Source organism: Anabaena sp. CCY 9910 (assembly GCF_963920875.1).
GTDB classification, from domain to species: domain Bacteria; phylum Cyanobacteriota; class Cyanobacteriia; order Cyanobacteriales; family Nostocaceae; genus Trichormus; species Trichormus variabilis.
This window is the reverse complement of the sequence record NZ_CAWUDJ010000026.1, coordinates 1-23,334: the sequence shown is the minus strand read 5'-3', so window position 1 is coordinate 23,334 and position 23,334 is coordinate 1. Positions and strand designations below refer to the sequence as shown.

Here is a 23,334-nt window from a genome sequence, read left to right as displayed (position 1 = left end):
TGAGAAATTCATGGGGTAAACAAATATGTCAGTTAAACCCGCCCGTACAATAGTCAAAATTAAGTTTTTTGGACTGTGGACTATTGACTATTGACCACCCTTAGAAGGGTTTTTTGGTTCAGTGCGTAATTCCTAGTATCATCTATTGATGTCCTAACACCACTGGCGACAGCTATATAAGCAGGGCAGGAAAGTTACCGTTTTGTGTTTGATGTGGGTGTGGGGTCTTCTATGGGCGATTCACTTGGGGTTGGTGTAGGGGTTTCGCTGGGGGGTTCGCTGGGAGTTTCGCTGGGGGTTGGCGTTGGTTCTGGTGGTGGGGTGGGATTTTCTACTGTGAGAGTGAGTTGATAATCTGCGGATGTGGATGCAGTAGATACGACAACGAACTCATAAAATCCCGATTCTGGGAGTTCAGTTGATAAACTGCGTTTTTCAGAATCTTCTAAAAATATGGTTTTTCCTGAGGGGGAATATACAGATAATAAAACTTTGGGGTTGGCTTGTAGCTGCAATTCTAGAGATTGGTTTTGAGCTAAGTCAGCAATAAAAACTTTACCGCCAGCAGGCTGGAGAGTGCCACTGACTGTTTTACTTGTAGCGCCTGGATCAAAGACAATCTTTTGAAAGACGGTACCAGCAACGATCGCACTCAGTTTATCACTGACAAAGGCTTGCCAAACTTGTCCAATTGGTTGTTCGATAAAGTTTTTACCCTTCTGTTCAGGAAATGCTCTGAAGAAGGCTGCATCACCTAAATCATATAAAGAACGGCTACCAACGTTGATTTGATTGACTTCTACTTTCCAGCGATCGCGTTCTGCGGCAGTATAAGTACCTAGTTGTCGTCTAGCCCGATTACTCAGGGGTTTGAGTTTATCTAACAATTCGGCGGCGACTGCATCCCATTCTGCCCGTAAATTCTCATCTTCTGCCCCATCGCTGAGGGTGCGTCCCCGTTCACTAGGGTTTCTGTCCCAGAAAATTTGATTGACTACATTAATGTAAAAGTTAAAATCTATACCCAACTGTTGACGGCGATCGTTCAATCTTTGTTTGCGTTGCCGTTCTGCGGGAGAGTATTTATCTAGGGGGTTGGTGGGTTGTGTCTCTGTGGGTGTGGGAGTGGGTTCAACGGAGATGGAATGGCGATCGCTGTTACTCATCCCTAACCAAACTAGGCCAGCCGCACCGACTAATAAGAATGCGGCGGTTGGTATCAACCAGTTTTTTCTTTGAGGTGCGGGGGAAATGGCGGGAGGAGGGACGGAGGGTGCGACCGCAATTGTATCGGGTGTAGGAGGTGTAGGAACAGGCGGTGGTGTGGGAAGGGGTGTTGGGATGGGGGGTTGAGTGGGGGGATAATTGATTGGTGCTGGGTTGAGCGCGTGTAATACTTGCTGGGCTGACTGATAGCGATCGCTTGGTCTAGCCGCTAGCATTTGATCTAATACTTGCCCCAAAATTGGACTAAGGCTAATTTCTCGTCGCCAATTCCAAGATAAGTTATATGTATCAAGTAATTCTTGGGGTTGTTTACCAGTCAGTAAAACTACTGCCGTGACAGCCAAAGCATATAAATCACTGTGGGGAGAGACAGTTCCAGTTTGCATCTGTTCTGGTGGTGCAAATCCTATTTTACCTAGTAGGGTAGCGGCTGGTGGAGATGCAACTACACCAGGTTGATAATATTGAGATGCAACAACGGCTACTACTTGTTTGACACCACCAAAATCAATCAATACTGGTAATCTGTCAACACTACGAAGAATGAGATTATCTGGCGATATATCCCGATGAATCACACCCAGAGAATGGATGTAGTCTAAAACTGGGAGAATTTGCTGCAACAGTTGGCGAATTTCTGCTTCTGTGAATCTTAAACCCTGCTGTATGCGGTGATTTAATAACCCGCTATAAGTTTCCCCTTCTACATAATCTTGAACTAAAAATAGATATTCCTTACCCGCTAGATTGACACGAAATATTTCTCGAAAGCGCGGTATTTGGGGATGTTGTAGCTGATGGAGAACCTTTGCTTCCCGTTGAAACAACTCCTCTGCTTTTTGTAAGACGTAGGCTGTTTGAACTTGGGGAGAAAATTCTTTTAAAATACAAAGTTCGCGGAAACGGTTAATATCTTCAGCTAAATAAGTGCGCCCAAATCCCCCCTGACCAACTTGACGTACAATCAGATAGCGATCGCTTAAAGTTAACCCAGGTTGAATTCCCTGTGTAAAAAAATTATCCACCAACTTCTCCCCACACTTAAGACAGAACCGAGTCCCTGGGTAATTCTCGTGTCCTTTTGAACAATATAATTTAGTCATTAGTCATTAGTCATTAGTCCATAGTCAGTTGTCAGTAGTTACCAATTATCAATTACCCTACTTAGATTGTGCTTTACTTACTTGATCAGCTGCGATCGCATACCAAACTTGACCGAAAGTTTGCTGATTCAGTTTCCCACGCTGCTGACCAGGAAACAACCGATCAAATTTTTCATTTGTGTCTTTATTTAGTTGGCTAGCTGTGTAATTTCCCAGTTGTCCAGAACGTGCTTGTCTTCTCCAGTTTTCATAATCTTTTTGGGTATAGCTTCCCAGTTTGCGCCGAGCTGCTGTACTGAGGTTTGCCTGTTCTATTTTATTCAAAAATTCACCAGCGACAGCGTGCCATTGATCTCTTAGGGGTGCATCTTCTGGTTTTGATGTGAGGCTACGTCCCTTTAATTCTGGCTTTTGAGCGTAGAATAAGCTATCTGTCATTTGAATAAAAAATGTTTCGGGAATTTCTAGCTGTTGACGACGGCTGAGAACTTCACTACTACTAGTTTTGTTTTTGTCGCTGACTGGTTGCGCCAGTGGATTGGGTAAGGATGGTAATTCGGGTAAGGAAATCGAAGGTATAGTGATTGAAGATACGCCACGAACTACGGAATTTACTAATGCCCAAGTGCCTGCACCTGTTAAGACAACTAAAGCTGTTCCCCCAAAACTGACAGCAAAAGGACGCAGCCAAACAGGTAAAGGTAACTTTTGGCTCACGGACTGAGTTTTGTTGTGTAGTTTACTAGCAAGAACTGTTACCTTGCGTCCTGGAGACACTACCATCGTCTTAATCTTGGTGAGATGGGTAGTTGGCGGCTTGGTAAGGGATGAGGGTGAGGGTAAGTCGGTGAGGATTTGTGCAGCATTTTGATAGCGATCGCCTGGCTTATAAGCAAGCATCCTTTTTAACACAGATTCTAGTTGAATACTGGCGTTGATTTCTTTCCCCCAACGCCAAACACCCTGATAGCTGTCGTATAATTTTTGTGGTTCTTTACCTGTAAGTAAGACTAAAGCGGTTACTGCCAAAGAGTATAAATCGCTGTTTATAAATACTTTTCCCTGTCGTAGTTGTTCCTCTGGTGCGTAACCTTTTTTACCTAATAAAGTATTATTACCAGCCAACTTTGTAGACCAGAAACCCTGAGATGCTGGTAATTGTTTCACACCACCAAAGTCAATGAGTACGGGTAAATTATCAGAACGGCGCAAAATCAAGTTATCAGGAGAAATATCGCGGTGAACCGTGTTTTGAGAGTGAATATAAATTAAAACAGGTAAAATTTGCCGTAATAAAGTAATTACTTCCTCTTCAGTAAAAGTTTTCCCCTGACTTTGACGCTGTTCTAAAAGTTGGAGATAATTATCACCCTCCACATAATCTTGTACTAAAAAGAAGAAATCTTTAGTACCAATCTTGGCTTGTAAGGAACCGTGAAAACGCGGAATCTGGGAATGCTGGAGTTTCTTGAGGACATTTGCTTCTCGCTCAAACAACTCCTTGGCTTTTTGTAAATCCTCTTTGTGTTCTACTTGGGGTGCAAATTCCTTCAGCACACAAGTTTTATGAGATTTTTTAATATCTTCAGCCAAATAAGTGCGTCCAAAACCACCCTGTCCTAATTGACGTATGATGCGATAGCGATTATCTACAACTTGCTTCACAGCAAGCGGTAAAGGCTCACCACAGTGAGTACAAAAACGATTACCGCTATTATTTGCGTGTTGCTTACTGCAATAAACCTGCATGATGCTGAAGGATAGGTAAGGGTTTTTCTAAATTACTACAACAACTGTAGTCGCATTTACGAATATTCTCTAAAGATGGGGAATGGGGAGTTGAGGAACAGAAGAGGTGGGAGAGTAGAGGGGAAATATTATGTAAGGACGTTGTACTGCAATGTTTCTAATGACCACTGACTTTTTTTGAATTTTGCGAAAAGTTCTGTAGGCGGGTTTCCCGCCGTAGGAAACTTTTCAAGACGAATTTTGAATTTTGAATTCCCCGAAGGGGTTAGGTGCATTATGAATCAAGAATCCAGAAGAAAAGATGTGATTGAGGCTTGGGGAGATTTTGTTTCTACTTCCCTAGAATCTTTACTGAAAGAACATATCGGAACCTCTGATGAGTCAGCAGTTTTAAGTTTATTTCGTGATGTAGTCGCTCATGTACCTGCATACCAGGCTTTTTTAGCAGAGAGAGGTATTGATGCTGCTGCTATTCAAACTTTAGAGGATTTTGGCAGATTACCTGCGATCGCTAAAGATAATTATATTTCTCGTTATCCTCTGGCTGACTTGTGTCGCCACGGCAATTTGTCTGGTTGCGATATGATAGCTGCTTCCTCTGGTTCCACAGGTAAACCCACATTCTGGCCTCGTTTCTTCACTGATGAGCTGCAAATCGCTACACGCTTTGAGCAGATTTTTCATGATAGCTTTGCTGCTGACACCAGACGCACCCTAGCAGTGATTTGTTTCACTTTAGGTACATGGGTGGGTGGTATGTTTACTACTAATTGCTGTCGTTATCTTGCCAGTAAAGGCTACCCCATTACCGTCATTACACCGGGTAATAATAAAGAAGATATTTTACGGGTAGTGCAGGAACTCGGTAGTAATTTTGACCAGGTGGTGCTGTTGGGATATCCACCATTCCTCAAAGATGTGATTGATACAGGAATTGCCCGTGGTGTGGAGTGGCAACGCTATCAAATTAAACTGGTGATGGCGGGGGAAGTATTTAGTGAGGAATGGCGCAGTTTAGTTGGGGAAAGAGTGGGTTCCCAAAATCCTTGTTATGACTCAGCATCACTTTACGGTACAGCCGATGCTGGTGTGTTGGGTAACGAAACACCGTTAAGTATTTGCATTCGCCGCTTTTTAGCCCAAAATCCCGAAGCAGCCAAAGCTTTATTTGGTGAATCCCGCTTACCTACACTGGTACAATATGACCCGGTTAGCCGCTTTTTTCAAGTCCAAGACGGTCAATTACTCTTCTCTGGTAACAACGGTGTTCCCCTCATCCGCTACAACATCTTAGACACAGGCGGAATCATCGGTTATGATGCTATGTTGCAATTCCTCGCAAATTGGGGCTTTAATCCCCTAGAAACCCTTGCTTCTACTACTCCCAACCCCCCCAGAGGAATTAATCAACTACCCTTCGTCTACGTCTTTGGACGCTCAAACTTTACAGTCTCCTATTTTGGAGCTAATATCTACCCCGAAAACATCTCCGTCGGTTTAGAACAACCAGTCATTCAAGCATGGGTAACAGGTAAATTTGTCTTGCAAGTAAAAGAAGACGCTGACAAAAACCGCTTTTTATCCGTAGTTGTAGAACTAGCACCAGGGGTAGAAGATAGCGAAGACAAACGCCAAACCATAGCCACATCAATTCTCACCCAACTATTGCGCTTAAACGGTGAATTTGCCAACTATGTCCCCCCAGAATACCAAATACCACAGATAGCCCTAGCACCAATGGGCGATCGCGAATATTTCCCCATCGGCGTAAAACATCGCTATACACGCCAATAATTCTCTCCTAATACCAATTCAATTAATGATTGCAATACATCCTTGGGTGAAGAAGACGCGATAAATCGCGTCTCTACAGATGGTTTATTTGTCCCATTCTTTTTTCTAATTGGTATAACTCTCCGCGCCTCTGCGCGACGGACACTTTGCTCAATTCGGGAACCCACCCACGCAAGTGTCCTCCTCTGCGTGATAAATCATTTCCTAGCGCAATGGCGATCGCATACAATGCTTTTCAACCTTATTATTTCCCTATCTTTGCAGCATCGCACTCAACCAGTCTAGTCATTTCAAATAGCTGTTGGGCATTATTGCCTAGAAAACCATCAAATAGCCCCTCTTTTCCAGGTTCCACTTGTAGGGGATAACGTTGGGCTATTTCGTAATAGGCGTAAGTCCAAGGAATTTCGACTTCTTGACCACTAATATCATCTATAACTGTTACCATTTCCTTAACCGCTTGGGTTGCTGTTTGACGCAAACCCCGGTTAACATCGCCTTCAATTTCTGCCTTCATAGGTACACCCAAATTAGCCAAACCACGAGCCGTATCATCTATATCTGCATATTCTGGAATTTGATGGCGATTAACGTATCCTGTAAAGTGGTTAACAGCATAGCCGTGTAACAATACCCATGCGCCATATTGAGTAACTTGATTCACCGCTTCCACCACAGAACGCCGAGGAGTCAACCAAGGACGGGTGAAAAAATTTTGCAATTGTTGGGCAACAACTTCGTCGTTTCCTTCTGCTAGTGAGAAATAAGTTAGAGGTGAGGTAAATTCATCAGGAATGGTAGAGACTGTTTGAGTAATGAGTTGGATAATATTATCTGGCAATTCATCAACAATTAATTCGCTGATAAATAACTTAGGTAAATCAAACTCTATTTGTTGAGGATGACGATAGTGACGGGCATAAAGATGAGTTTGCGGAAAGTTATATTCTCCCGCAGGTTCGTAACCCAAAGCCTCAGCTATTTGAGATAGATAGTTAATACCCAAATTTACTTTACCTCGTGGGCTATCTACCAATAAACGCAACGACCGAAAAGCAATATGGTCATTAGCCACAGTCCCACCAGCCGCAGTAATCATTTGTTGATATGTGCGGGCATAAGTAACTCTGGCGCTATAGTTTTGCCACAATAATGAAAAAAGATTGAGTGCGGTTTTCGGTGACATAATGATTAACTGTAGAGGCTTAAGCACAGTTTAGTCATTCAGCAGGAAAAATTTCATAACCATCAAAAATATATATTGCGCGATCGCACCTTGTAGCTTCAGACTAAAATACAATATCTGTGATTATGCACCGCAATTAATCAGGTCAAATTAATGAGTCCGTCACTTCAAAAAATTTTCAGCGAAATCGAGCAATTGACTCCAGAAGAGCAATTAACAGTGATGGGGCATTTAGTAGAGCGTGTAAAAAAACACATCACTCAAGTCCAAGTAAAACGCAAGTGGAGCGACTTGAAAGGTATAGCTTCCTATCCGCTTTTTGGTGAAGATGCTCAAGATTGGGTTTCGCAACATCGTCGAGAAGGTGATGCACATCGAGAAAGGTTGTTACGGACAGAGGAATGAAAATTCATGATGCTTTAAACGGAGTTTCCCGCTTATTTCTCGATACAGCACCTGTAATTTATTTTGTAGAACAGAATCCGCAACTTGTTGATTTAGTTGAACCAATTTTTGAGCGTTTAGATGCTGACATTACAGCAGTTATATCTGGCATAACCTTATCAGAATGTTTAGTAGGTGCTATCCGTCTGGGGTTAGCAGATTTAGAGCAGGCTTTTGTTGACGTATTACAACAAGATGCAGTGGTTTTTGTGGAGATTAATGCTGCAATTGCGCGAGAAGCTGCCAGAATAAGAGTGCTTTATAACCTTCAGTTACCAGATGCGTTACAAATAGCAGCAGCTTTAATGGCTAGTTGTGAGGCATTTTTGACCAATGATGTAGCTTTGAAACGAGTGACTGAGTTAAGAGTTTTGGTAGTACGTGAATTGCAAGTGATGTAAGTAGATTCGATCATAGCCGAGAACTAGAGATCAGCCAGATTATGATAGTAATAACACCTGTGCATCCCATCCTCGTATATCACCCTTAGCCCCAATTAAGTCATGTCAATCGCCCAAGATTTACAACCAGTAGCAGGTATAATATTTCCACCAGGAGATATTGAAAGTCACGAACCACCATTGGAAAGCGATTTACATCTACGCCAAATTATTCTGTTATTACAATGCTTAGAATTGTGGTGGCAAAACCGCGATGACTTTTATGCGGCGGGAAATCTAACAATTTATTATAGCCAACGTCAACTCAAATCAGAGGACTTTCGCGGCCCTGATTTTTTTGTAGTGCGAGGATGCGAAAAGAAACCCCGGAAAAGTTGGGTAATCTGGCAAGAAGACGGTAAGTATCCCAATATCATTGTTGAATTGCTATCACCTTCGACAAAAGCCACGGATAAAGACTTAAAAAAGCAAATTTATCAAGATATCTTTCGCACACCAGAATATTTTTGGTTTGACCCCAATAATTTAGAATTTGTCGGATTTCATTTAGTAGATGGTCATTATCAACCTATAGAACCAAATCCCCAAGGTTGGTTATGGAGTCAGCAGTTAGATTTATACTTGGGTGTACAGAACAATCAGTTACGCTATTTCAAAGCAGAAGGACAGTTAGTACCAACACCTGAAGAATTGGCACAACAGGAAACATTGCGCGCGGAACAGCAAACACTACGTGCGGAACAAGAAAAGCAACGTGCGGAACAAGAAACACTGCGTGCTGAACAAGAAAAACAGCGTGCTGAACGCCTAGCCGCTAAGTTGCGAGAATTGAATATTGACCCTGATAATCTCTAAAATGTGAATCTTCTGTCAAAAGTAGAGAAGCGCCATAGGATGTATCTACTTATCTTAAAATTTCCGCCAGGATATCCAGGGTGGTTTGGATTTGTTCACGGTTGATGACTAGAGGTGGACAGAAACGAATTGCGGCTTTACCACAACCTAGTAATAACAGTCCGCAATAGAAGGCTTCTTGAATGATGCGATCGCGCAACTTAGAATCAAAATTACCGTCCTCATCTAATAAATCCACCGCCACCATTAATCCTTTACCTCTGGGTAAGGACATTCTGGGGAATTGTTGATGCAATTGAGTTAAACCAGTTTGTAATAATTCGCCCATTTGAGTGGCGTTATCCATCAAGCCACTTTCGAGTAGTTTGAGGGTGACAATACCCGCCGCACAAGCTACCGGATTGCCGCCGAATGTGGTGGCGTGGGAACCGGGAGGCCAAGTCATCAATTCAGCACGGGCTAAAATCGCTCCCAAGGGCATCCCGCTAGCGATACCTTTGGCGGTGGTAATAATATCAGGTGTGACATTCCAATGCTCAATGGCAAATAAGCGGCCGGTGCGCCCCATACCTGATTGCACTTCATCGACTACCATTAATATGCCATAGCGATCGCAGATATTACGGATTCTCTGCAAAAAACCATCCTCTGGCACGATATAACCGCCTTCTCCTTGAATTGGTTCAACAACAATAGCGGCTACTTCATGAGCAGGGATGATTGTAGTCAATAAATTATTTTCCAAGTAATCTAGGCTAGCGTGAGTGCCGTAGGGAATGTGAGTCACCCCTGGTACTAACGGCCCGAAATTAGCACGCTGTACAGTTTTAGAACCAGTCAAAGACATAGCCCCGTAGGTGCGCCCGTGGAATGCGCCTACAAAAGCGATGATGAGCGATCGCTTAGTGTAATATCGAGCTAGTTTAATGGCCCCTTCGTTGGACTCTGCGCCGGAATTGGTGAAAAATACTTTTGTATCGTGAACAAAAGGGGCTTGGCTGGCTAGGTTTTCTGCTAGTTCCACCATCGGCTCATAATAGAAATCTGTTCCCGACATATGTATGAGACGCGCCGACTGTTCTTGAATTGCCCTGACTACTTCTGGGTGGGCGTGTCCGGTGGCGGTGACGGCGATACCTGCTGTCATATCTAAAAATACATTGCCATCAACATCTTCCACCATACAGCCCTCACCACGGTTCACCACCAAGGGATAGTCGCGGGTATAAGAAGGAGAAGTAACAGCGCGATCGCGTTCTACAATTGCTTTAGCTTTAGGCCCCGGTAAGGATGTCACCAAATGAGGTGTATGAGGCAAATGTTGATTAATAGGGATACTTAACATTTTGTTTTCAGGTATTTCTGTATCCGGATAATTAAACTACCCAGTGTAATTCTTAACAGTAGTGTGTGATTCTCTATGTGTATAACTTAGTAATTGACAAACCGACAAGAATATATGATTGCGATCGTCAAAAAATACAAACAATTTTTCATGAATCTCTAGAAAGATTCCTCAGCAATCTGCATTTCCCCCAATTACTGAGTGTTTATATTGGCTAGTAGACAGATTATAGTCAAAGGCTCAAGAATAGGAATGAAAGTTTAGTCATCAGTATGCAGGTTATAATGTGACGTTAGGCTGATTTTCTCCCCAGAAGTGGGAGAGCTTTGATGCCCTGTCAAATGCCTTAAAAGCGCATTATCAAATTAGTATTGGGAAATTTGTTGGCAATTTATGAGTATCCTGTTCAGCCCAAAAATGAGACTCTTGCTAGGTGTTGCAGCTTTATCACTGGTGGGTATAGCGAGTAGTACTATATATGATAGTTACTCCCAAGCTAAACAGCCAGACCAAAAATCTCTAGAGGATAAAAGTTTCGACTTAAATCAACAGGTAATAGCTAATAAATCTCAACTCAGGGTAACTCAAGCAACTATTCATAATCCCCCAATAAATACCTCTTTGGGGCAGAAAACAGGAATTAATCAGGCGGGAATATCTTCCCAACAGATAACGCCGCAAAATACGCCTAACTCAACTCCCGATGTAGCCACAACATCTATCACTTATCCTATTATTGATGAGTGGAGAAAGTATAAATTTAGCGTCAATGGTAATCAAATTTTGTCTCCAGTACAATTACCGACGGCTAAAGTTAATGTTAATCAATCAGATTTGTTAACAGTCCTCGTCAACACAAGACAATACTTTCAAGAACACGGTTCAGATGACCCAGATATTTTACGTCCCGGATTACTGAGTACGCAAAAAGTCACAACAGAAGATATCCTCAAGACTCTAGACTTCATGATTGAAGTCCTCAAGGAAGACATCGCCAAAAATCGCATCACTCGGTTACAAAATCCTAACTTTATCAACCGCAACTTCCGCGTCATTAAATGGACAGCATATAACCCAGAAAATCAAGTACAAAAGCAATTGAGATTGACAAAATATGCTGTATTTACTCACCCAGGCTCTCGGAAACGCACAGCAACTTTTAACACACCAATTTATAGTTTAAAAGACAATAATATTACCGACAAATTTTATACCAGATATACAAAACAGGATGTTTTATCTGGCATTTATGAACCGGGTGGTAAGGAATTTGGCAAAGTTGAACCTCTGGCTTATTTAACCAGAAATGGACTAGAAGAAGCTTTAATGCAAGGGACTATTCTCGTCAATTTTACTGATGGCTCTAGAGCATTTTTTAACGTGGATAGAAATAACGGGATGTCTTATGTCCGTGGATTAAAAGCAACATCACAAAAGCGTTATTGGTATTTTCGGCAAGTTGATGCAATTAAGGGCTACGGACACAAGATAGACGCTAAAATTTCCGTTAAGCCAGGAGTTACTTTTGCCGGAGATGTTTTAAATATTGGCTTAGGTAGAGTAGTTTTGTTAGAGCATACGCAAGGTGGACGTAAGCAATTACAAATGGGAGTTATTGCAGATACAGGTGGAGCATTTTTACCTAATTTATACCAACTTGATTTTCTAGCTGGAATTTTTCCCAGCCAAAACTCTTTTAGGCAATATATTCGGCAGTTACCTGAATATGCCACAGCATATTTTTTGGTGAAAAAATGAAACCTAAAATCTGCATAAATAGTCTATGAGTGACGAGTGCTGATTATCTAGTCACTCATTACCAATTACCTTTGTCATAATCAAACTAACTTGATACTGTTTCTTGATGAAGATGCCATTTATTCTGTACTGTAGAGACGTTGCACGCAACGTCTCTACATCATTTATTTGGCGCAACTTCATAGAGAATGGGTATTAGGGTGCGTCAGTCCTAATAATTTTGTACAGAGGATTTTCCATATTTTATGGACTCTACTATTGTGCCAGTTACGTAAGTTCTGTATCAGTGTTTCATGACTTTGATCAGCTATCTATGTTGTTAAAATGGCTGAACTGAAGGAATTTTGCAGAATAGCAAAATAAATTCTATTTTTTAGGAAAATTTTGCTATGTTCATTTAGCTTTCAGGGTGTAATCTCGTTATACAGTATCTTTCATAGTAGTCTTGTTCGCTCATTGACACTCGCAGGTGAATAACATGAGAAATTTTGCTGAACCACAAGCATTACTCCTGAGTCAAATCAAAGATAAACTTTGTCAGCGTCGAGATTTTAATGGCTGTAATTTGAGTGGAATTGACTTAAGTACAGTTGATTTAAGTGGTGTTAACTTAATAGGGGCAGATTTAAGTTTTGCCAATTTATCTGGTTGTATTCTTACGGGTGCAAACCTGACTGGAGCAAACTTAATGCAAGCTAATTTGCGTGAGGCTAAGTTGTATGAAGCTGTTTTATCAGAAGCTGATTTGACAGATGCCGATTTAACACAAGGGAATTTGTGTGGAGCTTTGTTATGGCGATCGCAATGTCGTAATATTAATCTTTGGGGTGCTTCTTTATGCGCGGCTGATTTACGTGAAGCTGACCTAACTCAAGGCACATTAGTAGAGACATCTTTAATCGAGGGCAATTTATCCAGAGCTAATTTGACAGATGCAAAGTTATCTGGAGCCACACTACTAGAAGCTAACTTAACAGAGGTCAACTTCACTAACACTGACCTGACATGGGCAAATTTGACTAAAGCCAACTTAACTAATGCCAACCTAGAAGGAACAAAAATAGCTTTAGCTAAGTTACACGATACCATTATGCCTGATGGTAAAATCTGCAATCCCCAAATAGTGATTTGGGAATAATTTAAAACTCCCGACGTGAGAAAAGGGAAATAGCGATCGCCAATAACATGGCAATATATACAAAACCATAGACAGCATTACCCATGAGTGCGATCGTATCAGGTAGTGCTTGTACACCATAAACAGCATCATTCTTTAAATCTAATCGAGATAAATCTGGCAATATAAGATATAAAATCTGACTAATACCTTCCATTGCAGGGTTACGACTCAGACGGCTAAACTCTACTATATTCTGAGTAATATTGCCCATAAGATACACGGCAAAAGTTAAAGCTATAGCCAGTAAGGAGCTAGTAAAAACCCCGAAGGTAATAGCTACAGCCGTTATCAAAGATAACTGCAAACATAAAAACAAGACGGCAATTAAGATACTCGGTGTTGTATGGGGAATATTACCAAACTGCAAAAAGAGTAAATAAATTGCCGTCATACTGACAACTAAAACAGTCAGTACGGACGATAAACCAAAAAATTTCCCTGTGATAATTTCTCCACGGCTTACAGGTTTAGCAATTAATAACAAAATAGTTCTTTTATCTATTTCCTTATTAATCAATCCTGTACCCACAAAGATAGCGATAATTAAACTGATGACACTCATCGCCGCCAAACCGAAATCTAGAAACATTTTATCTTCAGTTGATGCAGCAAACTCAGGTAAAGCCCGGATAGCCACAGCCAACAGCAAGACATAAAAACCGATAATATACAGGATGCGATCGCGTACCACTTCCTGAAATACATTCTTAGCAATTACAAAAGTTCTCATCATAATTTATCTCCCCAATACCCAATACCCAATCCCTTACTGCTGCGGTGGTGCTGCACCTGAGAATAATTTATTCAAGCGATCGCATTGTATTTCTGCAACGGCTTTTTTCTCCTCCGGTGTTCTACTGTTAGTAGTAGTATTAATTGGTGTTGTTGCCACTGGGTCAATTTGGCATGATTTCCGCAGAAAATAACCACGAGGATTAGCCGTCGGGCCTGTCCAAATGCTGAGTAAATCTAACCTGTAACCTGACTTATTATTAACTACACGCGGCTCAACACGCCAGAGTGCTTTTTCTTCATATTGTGCCAAGTTATTATTTAATACTTCCCTACCTAATTGACCAACTCTAACATTTGCTTCTAGGAGCCATCTTTCAACCTCTGACCAAGGTCTTTCAGCGATTTGTTCCTCGACTAATGGTTGCAGTCTATCTAAAATTACAACTCCATTAGTAGGAATTTTTTGTTGCTCTTCTCTGGTAATTACAAAAGTACTACGCCCAAAGTTCTCAGCTAATAAACTAGGATATTCTTGTAACCATTTATCTAGAACAAAGTAAAACTGAAGCCAGCAACTTATCATCATACAACTAGCAACTAAAACAATGATTTTTTGCCGAGCATCTGGTTTAGGAATCCGAGTTTTAGAGTCTGTGTCGCTCCCTTCAATAAATTCAGGAATTGCTGTGATTAATGCTGATATTGTCGGCCAAAGTACAACTGTTCTAGATGTAATAACATCTTCCTGATTACTAAAAGCAAATACACTAACTAAAAATCCTGTAATCACCGCTCCTACTGGCATGAAAGTACCAGGAACTCTCAAAGGATCATCAGTTGTGTACCAAGCTGTACCTGCAATTAAAAATAACCAACCACAAAGGGCAATTATATCTCTGATATAACCTGTAGCAAAATAGGACATTACCCAAGAAAATACACTCAAATAAATGAATGTCTGCCAAGAATAAGCTGTGGTTGGGATTAATATTTTTCTGACCCGCTCATAAACATCTTCAAAAATTTTAAATATCCCAAAAAGGTCTTTGAATAATAAATTCACAATTTACCTACCTTTGTATTTTTGTATTACGAATAACCTTGATTTTGCTTACCTATTGCGTATCAATAAAATAATAGTTATGGCGGTGTAACTTAACGAATTGGCAATAAGTGTTGTAGTTACTAAATTTGTATCTTGAAGCCTAATTTTACTGATGAAACGGATTTTCTGACGGTACAATGGTTGGGGTTCTTCTTGCTTCTTCCCGATATCTTCACTTAAGGTAAAAACAAAGAGCCTCAAAAGAAAAAATTTCATTAAAAAAGTCGAAAAGAAAATGATAAAAGTAGTTAAAATCAGAACACTTTGGGTATTGGTTGATCTAAAAATATTAAAAAATATGTAATTAATTAACTCAGCCTTTATCGGTATTGGTAATACAGGCTCCACGAAAAAAAATACCACCCAACCGATGACACCAGAAAAGCTATTGACGGCGATCGCATAAAAAACACTAGTCTTCTTATCAAAGTTGAGTCTTTTATGGTAGATATAACCTTCTATGGGAATAGCAATCAGTAAAAACAATAAGTTAAACAAAATTGCGCCAATCGGCAAAATCCTGGGTATAGTCAAATCTTCAAACATAGACACTCAACAAAAAAGGGAAACTGTAGAGAGTATAGCTGTAATAATGAATGCTGAGTAATAAGGACTAAGTGTTGAGTAATAATTATCCCATTCTCAGTTCCCCATCCCCAATCCTTACTAACTCTCTTGGTGTGCCAGTATACTCCGATTTATCTTTAATAGGACTTACGCACCCAGATTTTCTGTTGAGACCGGGTTTAGGGGTGTAAGGGTGTAGGGGTATAGGGGTTTAAGAGTGTAAGGTTTTGAATTTAGAGCGTAGCGCCCTAACCTCCGGTAAGATAGGAAACTGCCACGTTACAGCTTTTCAACAGATGACAAGGAACGGCATCGGTATCCGCACGGCACAAGTGCGTTCAGAACGGCTTACTGGCCAAATTCATGTATATGATGGTGTCGGTAAAGGTAAGTCGCAAGCAGCGTTGGGCGTAGTTTTACGCTCCATAGGCTTAGGAATAAACGCACCGAACAATTCCAATCGTGTACTGCTATTACGCTTTTTAAAAGGACCCGAACGAGATTACGACGAAGATGGAGCGATCGCTGCATTACAGCGTGGATTCCCCCATTTAATAGACCAAGTACGCACCGGGAGAGCAGAATTTTTTGGCCCAGAAGAAATTACAACTTTTGACCGTAGTGAAGCGGGACGGGGTTGGGATGTCGCCAAAGGTGCGATCGCTTCTGGTTTATATTCTGTTGTTGTCTTGGATGAGATTAACCCAGTCCTTGATTTAGGTTTACTTTCGGTAGATGAGGTAGTGGGAACATTAAAATCTAAACCCCAAGAGTTAGAAATTATTGCGACGGGAAGAGGTGCGCCGCAAAAATTACTTGACATTGCGGATTTACACTCAGAAATGAAACCTTTACACCACCCCAAAGCCACAGAACTTTTGATGAAGGGGATTGAAATTTATACTGGTGCAGGTAAAGGTAAATCTACCAGTGCTTTAGGTAAGGCATTACAAGCGATTGGTAGGGGTATTAACCATCCAGGGTCAACGCGGGTATTAATTATGCAGTGGCTCAAAGGTGGTAGCGGTTATACAGAAGATGCAGCGATCGCCGCTTTACGGCAATCATACCCGGAAGTGGTAGATCATCAACGCTGCGGTCGAGATGCGATTGTTTGGCGCAATTCTCGGCAAGAATTAGACTACGTAGAAGCAGAACGGGGTTGGGAAATAGCTAAAGTGGCGATCGCCTCTGGACTCTACAAAACCATCATCCTTGATGAACTCAATCCCACTGTTGACTTGGAACTACTCCCGGTAGAACCAATTGTCCAAGCCTTACTTCGTAAACCCCGCGACACCGAAATCATTATTACTGGACGTTGCCAAAATCAACCCGCTTACTTTGACCTAGCCAGTATTCACTCGGAAGTTTACTGCCACAAACACTATGCCAATCAAGGTGTAGAACTCAAAAGGGGCGTAGACTTTTAAGTTGGTCAACAGTCAACAGTCAAAAATGAAGGTCTTTAGCTATGGACTATTGACTATTGACTATTGACTTGTCCCCAATCCCAGCAACATAAGTTGAAAATTTGATAAAAAACTTTAAAATAAGGGTTTGGGGAGGTGCATTATGAAAGTAGCAATTACAGGCGCAACAGGATTTGTCGGAACTCGACTAGTACAACGACTTCATAAAGAAGGTCATCAAATAATTGTCTTAACCCGTAACACTGCATCGGCTCGCAGGCATTTTCCTGCACAAACGTTTGCCAATGTAGAAATTGTTGCTTATACACCCACTACATCCGGGGCGTGGCAAGATGTAATTGCTGGTTGTGATGGTGTAGTCAACTTGGCGGGAGAACCCATTGCTGAGGCACGCTGGACACCAGAACACAAACGAGAGATTCTGAACAGCCGTCAACTAGGCACAGAAAAAATAGTCGAAGCCATAGCAAAAGCTAACCCCAAGCCTACAGTATTAGTTAACGCTTCTGCTATTGGTTACTACGGTACAAGTGAAACCACTACCTTTGACGAAAATAGCCCCTCTGGTAGGGATTTTCTCGCTCAAGTTTGTCAAGCTTGGGAAGCAGAAGCCCAAAAAGTGAAACAATCAGGTGTTCGCCTAGTGATACTACGTTTAGGTATTGTTCTAGGGTTGGGTGGTGCTTTAGGAAAAATGATTACCCCTTTCAAACTCTATGCTGGGGGGCCAATTGGTAGCGGTCGTCAATGGTTTTCTTGGATTCACATTGATGATTTGGTAAATCTGATTGTGCAAGCCTTAACCAATCCACAACTAGAAGGGGTATATAATGCTACTGCACCCCATCCAGTTCGGATGAATGACCTAAGCCAAACGATGGGACAAGTAATGAACCGTCCTTCATGGTTACCTGTCCCAGCTTTTGCTCTAGAAGCTCTTTTGGGAGATGGAGCGATCGTTGTTCTAGAAGGTCAACAAGTACTTCCCAAACGAGCCTTAGAATCTGGAATTAAATATCAGTATCAGAATTTACAACAAGCCTTACAAGAAATTTTGCAGTCAAGTTAATTGCTCACAATTATGTTTACGATGCCAGTCTTTTCTTTAGCTCAGTCTCTAACTGTTCACTTGTGCTAACCACAACCCTGTTTGGTTTAGCCCTAACAATTGAGAGATAGTGTTGAAAGGCTTCTTCATCTTGGGGATGACGTTTTACGTATTCCCTCAGTTCTACTTCTGTTAATTGCACATAATTGGCATCACTCATTGTATGATAGTCTCCCCATTGCTCAAAATCTCTGCTTGAATTGTTTGTCCTATAAGTACTACTATTCTCTGTGAGCGAGGATCGTATCTAGTTAACTCTATCGTTTGTAGTAGGTTACTCGCTCGTACACATAAATTGTAGAAAGCTTTTAACTGTTCAACCGTTGGTTCCATTTATCAACGAGTGATGATCAATTATTGACTAGAAAGAAATTTTCGGGATACCCAACTAATCAAACCACTCAGAATTGCACCACCCATCAGAATGCCGATCGCGGGGTTAAATACAGGTTGCCAAAGTTTGTGCCACAAATCTAGACCTAAATTAACTCCGATCGCTTCACCCATAACAGCGATCGCAAACCAAACAAAGCCCAGCAATACCAGAAATACATCTGCTACTAAAATCAAATTTAGCCAGTTTAATAATTTTTCTTTCATGAGGAAGTGGAGATTGGGGATTAGTGATTGGGGATTGGGGATTGGGGACGACGAAACAATGATCTTGAATATAAGTTCTAACCTCTAGTCTCTATCCCCAATTCCCTAGCCACTATTCATTAAACAACCAGCCTTTAACTTTGGCCAAGCTTTGCCAATCGGGTTTTCTGCTTAAACCATCTGCAATACTATTTTGAATCTCATCTCGCCAATCAGGATTGACCAACATTAATTGTTGTGTAATGTCAATATGTTGCCGCAAGCCTTTTTGACCAGTTTCTAGCATAGCCACAGCGAGATTTACTCTAGCTTGTGGGTCTTGGGGATTGATTTTTACAGCTTTTTGTGCTGCCTTGAGAGCTAAATTTGGTTTATCCTCTAGCAAATATAACCAAGCTAGGCAAATCCAAGCTGCACTGGCTTTGGGAGCGCGATCGCATACTTCTTTAAACACGGGAATCAAATCAGCAGCAGGCTCCCCAGCTTTATAACGTTCTAATCCTGTATCAAACAGGGAATCAACAGTGTTAGTCATTAGTTATTAATCATTAGTCATTAGTCATTAGTCAGTAGTTACTCGGAACTAACAACTGACCACTGACAATTGACAATCTTACACCCCAAATGACTTACCGCAACCGCAGGTCTGAGTAGCATTAGGATTGGTAAATTGGAAACCACCACCGATCATGGCATCGCTATAATCAAGCATTAAGCCATAAAGATATAAAATACTTTTGCGATCGCAGACAATTTTGAAGCCATCGTAATCAAAAACTTCGTCTTGAGGAGTGATCTTGCTTTCCTGTTCAAAGTCCATCATGTAAGACATCCCAGAGCAGCCACCTTGGCGTACTCCTACCCTCAAGCATAAATCTTGACCTTGCTTTTCTTGCAGGGACTTTACTTGCCGCAAAGCGGCTTCGCTCAACAGTATCCCTCTTTGTTGAGACTGAGTTGCTTGTGTCATCCGCTTTTCAACTCCTTAAATGATGTAAAATATCCGCTTCGGGCTAGTGATTGCCCTTGGGTTGTCTTTCCGTTTTTTTATTCATTCTAGCGACAATGATGACGCTAATCGCTAAATTGTGAACACTCTATCAAAAGCAGGGCAATATTTTTATTCTAGAATTGAGAGACTCAGTGTGTTTAAAGATTTGGTATTTTTAGAGTTCCAGCCTGAGCTATAACCAAGCCAAGAACATTTGCTTCATGGCCAGCCATTCCCGAAAGTGTACTTTTCCATCGCCTGTTTCTGATTAACCTACTCTATGACAAGTTTTAATCGCTCTACCAGTCGTCGGTTGAAGAAATTAACCCAAATTCCTTCTGTATGGGAGGGCGATCGCCGTCCGTTGTCATCATCGCCCACCCCAAATTTCAACTCAGAGTCCAAGGGCGATTGTATTCTCTGGGTGGATGGCTCCCAAGGCATTGTCCGGGGAATGGATGTAATATCAGAAGATACTGGGCCGGAAGCGATCGTTCGCACCTTAATGCGAGCAATGGAACATCCCCACAGTCCAGCTAAACCCGCGCGACCCCAAAAAATTGTCGTGCGCGATCGGGAAATTCAATTTTATCTGCGTGGTGTTCTCCAAGATTTGGATATTGCGATCGATTATTCGCCAGAACTACCCTTAATTGATGAACTGTTTCGCGGGTTTGCAGAAATCATCGACAGTCAAATTCCTGATGTTCCTCCACAGTATGCTAAACCTTTACACGAAAAAGCCTATGCTATTTGGCAAGCCGCACCCTGGGAATTTTTAGAAGAACAGCAAATCATATCTATAGAAGTTAATAAATGGGATGTAGGTACACTCTACGCCTCAGTCATGGGAATGCTGGGGATGGAGTATGGAATTTTGTTTTATCGTTCCGAAGATTCCCTCAAGCGATTTCGTGCAGCCGTTTTAAATGATGACGAATCTCAAGGTCACTTAGAAGAGGCTTTTCTCAAACAAGATTGCTTATTCCTCACTTTTGAGCGTGAAGATGATACCGATGATGAAGATGAATTTGATGATTTAGCTGATTTGGCATTATCAGAAATTAGCCCAACTTTTGGCAACATCCATCCATTGGAAGGATTGCGCTCTGTCTTATACGATGAGGATGCGGCTGTTGTCTTCCTAGCCTTAGAAAGTTTTTGTCGCTTCATTCGTGACCATCGTCGTCAGTTGTCCAGTGGTGATTTCCCCAATATCAGCCATCGTTATCGGATCTCCTTACCTGCATCCGATGAAACAACCAAAGCAGTATCTGTCACCGTCTCTACCATGCCACAACTCGCCGCAGAGTTAGAAGAAATGGCAGACTTAGTATTAGATGACGAAGAATTTGGTGAATTAACCTCCATCGAGTCTCACTCTCTGCGTGATGACTTAATACCAGAAGACTCATTTCTCAGTTTGGGTGTAGTGTCCTGGGAAATGCTCGACTACCTACGTCAAGGAGTAAAGTATCATCAACTGGGCGAATTTAAACAAGTAGGTGATGGTTTACCCGTAATTTTGATTCAAACCTCTCGTCCCAAAGCCAAAACGGTGATCGAAAATATTGAAGCAGTCGGAGGACTCAAAGCTATCTGCTTTAATCCGGGAGCTGATCCCTTTGATGGCGATCGCTATGACTTGGGTTTACTGCAAACTCAAAATGGTGAATTATTTCTATTTGGCGAATTTTTAGATGATGACCCTGTTCATGTAGAAGCTCGTCGCAAGTGGAATCAACGTTGTAAAAATACCAAAGGCTTCTGTGGGTTAATTATTGCCAAAGGTTTGACAGGTGCTTCCCGTGGCAATCCTCAATTACGAGATATGATGGCTCTATTTGAAGCGCGATCGCTCTCACCCAAGGATTTAGGTCTAGGAACTCTTCAGCTGATGCCCCAGTTTCAATTAGAGTAAAATCTGGTTCAATACCAATCTTGACTCAAGCAACAAGGCGAGAAGCAATACTCCTTAAAGTCATTCTTTTTAGAAAATAAAAGAGTTTATATCGTTTATTTTTCTTATCTAGATTCAGAATAACGATTTTCAGGAACACAGAAGGACATTCCTAAAATCGTCCTGACCATATATATTAAATACTTTTCACATCCCATCTCCGCTTTACAGATGGGTTTCCACAAGCTTAAAACCCTTACACCCAGTCTCAACGGACAACCTGGGTGCGTAAGTCCTACACTTGTGAAAAATCCACAACCAAACACGAATAAACGACGATTTCGCTATTTGTCGCCGCTTTTAGACGAACATCTGTTATTTGTTCGACACTAAAGTGCTAACTACAAAACAGTCTTGGTCGTGCTGTTGTTCTTCACTGAAGGGAATTCTTCTCTATCCCCTATTGCATATCTAGACAGCAACCAATAAAAGCCTTGAAGTTCCTAAGCTATTAGCCAATATTCTTACTTTATTAAAATTTTATAAACTAGGACTACCCCTATAACTTCTGTTAACTATCTGGGTAAATTAAAATTGTTGTGCCTAAATTGCCAGGCATAAAATTTATCAGGGTTTTTGGGAAAATAATCTAGTTGAGGTGAATAAATAATTAACCAGGATATTTCTATTGTTATGTTTTTGATCACTTGTCAATAATTTTAATCAAAAGTTTAGCAATAGAGCCTTTGACTTCATACTTTGCTTATAAAGACGAAAAAGTCTAGATTGTACTTTTGATAAAGATGAATACAAGTATAAAAAACATGGATATAATAGCCATACAACGACCACTTAATTGCTGAGAGAAGGGTTCCTAATTATTTTTATCATGGGTGCTAACAGTAGGGAACTAAAGCTAGTTATCCTGGGATAGGATAGTTCAATATCTAGTTTTTATTTGAGCCATTGATTGAAAGCTAATGCAATTCAATCTATGACCCAAAATAACAAAATTAGTTAAATTATCTATGATTTTGCTAAAAAATAGTACGCTAAACAGAGATATCTGCTCATCATGTACTAAGCAAAAATATTCCAGCAGATAAGTACATTAACTGGCTGATTTCAATTTTTGTAAAGCTGCACTGTTGTCAACCACAAAGTAAACCAATTAATAATCAGCAATTGATACAATATGTGAATCATATCAGTAAGAATTACAGGAACAAAATTCAACTAATTGCATCCTTACTATCTTACGGTTTCGGTAACGAATGACTTTTAATAAGTTGTTTCAATGCCTATAGTGGTTAGCTTTTCACAGGATTGACCATAAATCTTAGAGAAAATACCACAAGATTTAAGATAGCACTGTTTGATTTTATGATTCCGACTGATGTTATCTTTCTTAGCTAATACACCAATGATATGTATCTGAGGCTAGGAAAAAACAAATAATGCAGATGTAAAAAACCGTGGAAACCATCCAAAATATGATTTTTACGAGTGTAAAAATTCAATTGTGCTAATCATGAGAGTGATTGCTTGATGATATGTACTCTAACGTAGTTGCTGATGGCATAGCCATTATCTAAGATTGTGGGTGATGTTAGCTGGACTAGAATGTCACATAGTTTTGATAATTCAAAATTCTGGAGAATTTTCCAAAGTGAGCATTAAATTAGTCAGACCCACCTCTACAATTTAATTGCCGAACTTTAGTGACCTATTGCTAAGGTTATTACCTGGAATAGTTGAGTTTACCCTATTATTCCTTCACCAGTGGTAATTAATTTCTTATCCCTTTGTTGTCACTTCCATGAGAGAATAATTAAGTAAAAACGCCGAAAGTA

22 protein-coding genes are annotated in these 23,334 nt (G+C 40.9%); 9 read left to right on the top strand and 13 right to left on the bottom strand.

Features of this window, described 5'->3' with window-relative positions; genetic code table 11:
• Positions 1-194 precede the first annotated feature (194 nt).
• Together ACM5QX_RS18560 and ACM5QX_RS18555 are read right to left on the bottom strand one after the other, a co-directional pair.
• Entirely contained in the window at positions 195-2,330 is a 2,136-nt protein-coding gene (locus ACM5QX_RS18560; RefSeq protein WP_414754867.1) for a protein kinase domain-containing protein, read from the bottom strand.
• A 57-nt stretch (positions 2,331-2,387) separates the two neighbouring features.
• Positions 2,388-4,079: a protein kinase domain-containing protein gene (locus tag ACM5QX_RS18555; protein ID WP_414754866.1), complete on the bottom strand. Its 1,692-nt coding sequence runs from the start codon at positions 4,077-4,079 to the stop codon at positions 2,388-2,390.
• A gap of 276 nt (positions 4,080-4,355) precedes the next feature.
• Here ACM5QX_RS18555 and ACM5QX_RS18550 point away from each other — a divergent pair, with 276 nt between their 5' ends.
• Positions 4,356-5,873 carry a phenylacetate--CoA ligase family protein gene (locus tag ACM5QX_RS18550; RefSeq protein WP_414754865.1) on the top strand — a complete coding sequence of 506 codons (1,518 nt, stop codon included), beginning with the start codon at positions 4,356-4,358 and terminating at the stop codon, positions 5,871-5,873.
• On the opposite strand, the gene ACM5QX_RS18545 is transcribed toward ACM5QX_RS18550, so the two are convergent.
• Both ACM5QX_RS18545 and ACM5QX_RS18540 read right to left on the bottom strand, forming a co-directional pair.
• The gene (locus ACM5QX_RS18545) at positions 5,858-6,040 is read right to left on the bottom strand and encodes a hypothetical protein (RefSeq protein ID WP_414754864.1); all 183 of its coding nucleotides are present in this window, start codon (positions 6,038-6,040) and stop codon (positions 5,858-5,860) included. The two genes, ACM5QX_RS18550 and ACM5QX_RS18545, sit on opposite strands and share 16 nt — an antisense overlap.
• Before the next feature lie 77 nt (positions 6,041-6,117).
• Positions 6,118-7,059, bottom strand: a complete 942-nt coding sequence (locus ACM5QX_RS18540; protein WP_414754863.1) for a DUF1338 domain-containing protein — start codon at positions 7,057-7,059, stop codon at positions 6,118-6,120.
• A gap of 153 nt (positions 7,060-7,212) precedes the next feature.
• Here ACM5QX_RS18540 and ACM5QX_RS18535 point away from each other — a divergent pair, with 153 nt between their 5' ends.
• From ACM5QX_RS18535 to ACM5QX_RS18525, 3 genes are all read left to right on the top strand, one after another.
• Positions 7,213-7,464, top strand: a complete 252-nt coding sequence (locus tag ACM5QX_RS18535; RefSeq protein ID WP_414754861.1) for a hypothetical protein — start codon at positions 7,213-7,215, stop codon at positions 7,462-7,464.
• A complete protein-coding gene (locus ACM5QX_RS18530) occupies positions 7,461-7,904 on the top strand; it encodes a type II toxin-antitoxin system VapC family toxin (protein WP_414754860.1) in 444 nt (147 codons plus the stop codon). The genes ACM5QX_RS18535 and ACM5QX_RS18530 overlap by 4 nt, the downstream gene beginning before the upstream one ends.
• Before the next feature lie 102 nt (positions 7,905-8,006).
• Positions 8,007-8,759, top strand: a complete 753-nt coding sequence (locus ACM5QX_RS18525; RefSeq protein WP_414754859.1) for a Uma2 family endonuclease — start codon at positions 8,007-8,009, stop codon at positions 8,757-8,759.
• A 49-nt stretch (positions 8,760-8,808) separates the two neighbouring features.
• Here ACM5QX_RS18525 and ACM5QX_RS18520 read toward each other — a convergent pair whose 3' ends face one another.
• The gene (locus ACM5QX_RS18520; RefSeq protein ID WP_414754858.1) at positions 8,809-10,104 is read right to left on the bottom strand and encodes an acetyl ornithine aminotransferase family protein; all 1,296 of its coding nucleotides are present in this window, start codon (positions 10,102-10,104) and stop codon (positions 8,809-8,811) included.
• A gap of 393 nt (positions 10,105-10,497) precedes the next feature.
• Between ACM5QX_RS18520 and ACM5QX_RS18515 the strand changes: the two genes are divergently transcribed.
• A complete protein-coding gene (locus tag ACM5QX_RS18515) occupies positions 10,498-11,862 on the top strand; it encodes a hypothetical protein (protein ID WP_414754857.1) in 1,365 nt (454 codons plus the stop codon).
• A 478-nt stretch (positions 11,863-12,340) separates the two neighbouring features.
• On the top strand, positions 12,341-13,000 hold the full coding sequence (locus ACM5QX_RS18510; RefSeq protein ID WP_414754855.1) for a pentapeptide repeat-containing protein: 660 nt from the start codon (positions 12,341-12,343) through the stop codon (positions 12,998-13,000).
• Between the two features lies 1 nt (position 13,001).
• On the opposite strand, the gene ACM5QX_RS18505 is transcribed toward ACM5QX_RS18510, so the two are convergent.
• The 3 genes from ACM5QX_RS18505 to fraC are packed head-to-tail and all read right to left on the bottom strand — an operon-like array spanning position 13,002 to position 15,428.
• On the bottom strand, positions 13,002-13,775 hold the full coding sequence (locus tag ACM5QX_RS18505) for an ABC transporter permease (RefSeq protein WP_414754854.1): 774 nt from the start codon (positions 13,773-13,775) through the stop codon (positions 13,002-13,004).
• A 33-nt stretch (positions 13,776-13,808) separates the two neighbouring features.
• A complete protein-coding gene (gene fraD / locus ACM5QX_RS18500; protein WP_414754853.1) occupies positions 13,809-14,840 on the bottom strand; it encodes a filament integrity protein FraD in 1,032 nt (343 codons plus the stop codon).
• 48 nt (positions 14,841-14,888) lie between these two features.
• Positions 14,889-15,428: a filament integrity protein FraC gene (gene fraC / locus ACM5QX_RS18495; RefSeq protein WP_414754852.1), complete on the bottom strand. Its 540-nt coding sequence runs from the start codon at positions 15,426-15,428 to the stop codon at positions 14,889-14,891.
• Positions 15,429-15,745: 317 nt separating this feature from the next.
• On the opposite strand from fraC, the gene ACM5QX_RS18490 reads away from it, so the two are divergent.
• Together ACM5QX_RS18490 and ACM5QX_RS18485 are read left to right on the top strand one after the other, a co-directional pair.
• Complete coding sequence (locus ACM5QX_RS18490) at positions 15,746-16,882, top strand: cob(I)yrinic acid a,c-diamide adenosyltransferase (protein WP_011317095.1); 1,137 nt, start codon at positions 15,746-15,748, stop codon at positions 16,880-16,882.
• 142 nt (positions 16,883-17,024) lie between these two features.
• The gene (locus tag ACM5QX_RS18485) at positions 17,025-17,951 is read left to right on the top strand and encodes a TIGR01777 family oxidoreductase (RefSeq protein ID WP_414754851.1); all 927 of its coding nucleotides are present in this window, start codon (positions 17,025-17,027) and stop codon (positions 17,949-17,951) included.
• 16 nt (positions 17,952-17,967) lie between these two features.
• Here ACM5QX_RS18485 and ACM5QX_RS18480 read toward each other — a convergent pair whose 3' ends face one another.
• From ACM5QX_RS18480 to ACM5QX_RS18460, 5 genes are all read right to left on the bottom strand, one after another.
• Positions 17,968-18,150, bottom strand: coding sequence for a DUF6887 family protein (locus tag ACM5QX_RS18480; RefSeq protein WP_414754850.1), 183 nt, complete (start codon positions 18,148-18,150; stop codon positions 17,968-17,970).
• The gene (locus tag ACM5QX_RS18475) at positions 18,147-18,323 is read right to left on the bottom strand and encodes a DUF6888 family protein (RefSeq protein WP_414754849.1); all 177 of its coding nucleotides are present in this window, start codon (positions 18,321-18,323) and stop codon (positions 18,147-18,149) included. The genes ACM5QX_RS18480 and ACM5QX_RS18475 overlap by 4 nt, the downstream gene beginning before the upstream one ends.
• A 21-nt stretch (positions 18,324-18,344) precedes the next feature.
• A complete protein-coding gene (locus ACM5QX_RS18470; protein ID WP_414754848.1) occupies positions 18,345-18,590 on the bottom strand; it encodes a hypothetical protein in 246 nt (81 codons plus the stop codon).
• Between the two features lie 112 nt (positions 18,591-18,702).
• A complete protein-coding gene (locus tag ACM5QX_RS18465) occupies positions 18,703-19,125 on the bottom strand; it encodes a tetratricopeptide repeat protein (protein WP_010996542.1) in 423 nt (140 codons plus the stop codon).
• A gap of 78 nt (positions 19,126-19,203) precedes the next feature.
• On the bottom strand, positions 19,204-19,560 hold the full coding sequence (locus ACM5QX_RS18460) for an iron-sulfur cluster assembly accessory protein (protein ID WP_011317092.1): 357 nt from the start codon (positions 19,558-19,560) through the stop codon (positions 19,204-19,206).
• A gap of 301 nt (positions 19,561-19,861) precedes the next feature.
• Here ACM5QX_RS18460 and ACM5QX_RS18455 point away from each other — a divergent pair, with 301 nt between their 5' ends.
• Positions 19,862-21,502 (top strand): DUF6930 domain-containing protein, encoded by a 1,641-nt coding sequence (locus tag ACM5QX_RS18455; protein WP_414754847.1) that lies wholly within the window; start codon positions 19,862-19,864, stop codon positions 21,500-21,502.
• Positions 21,503-23,334: the final 1,832 nt, after the last annotated feature.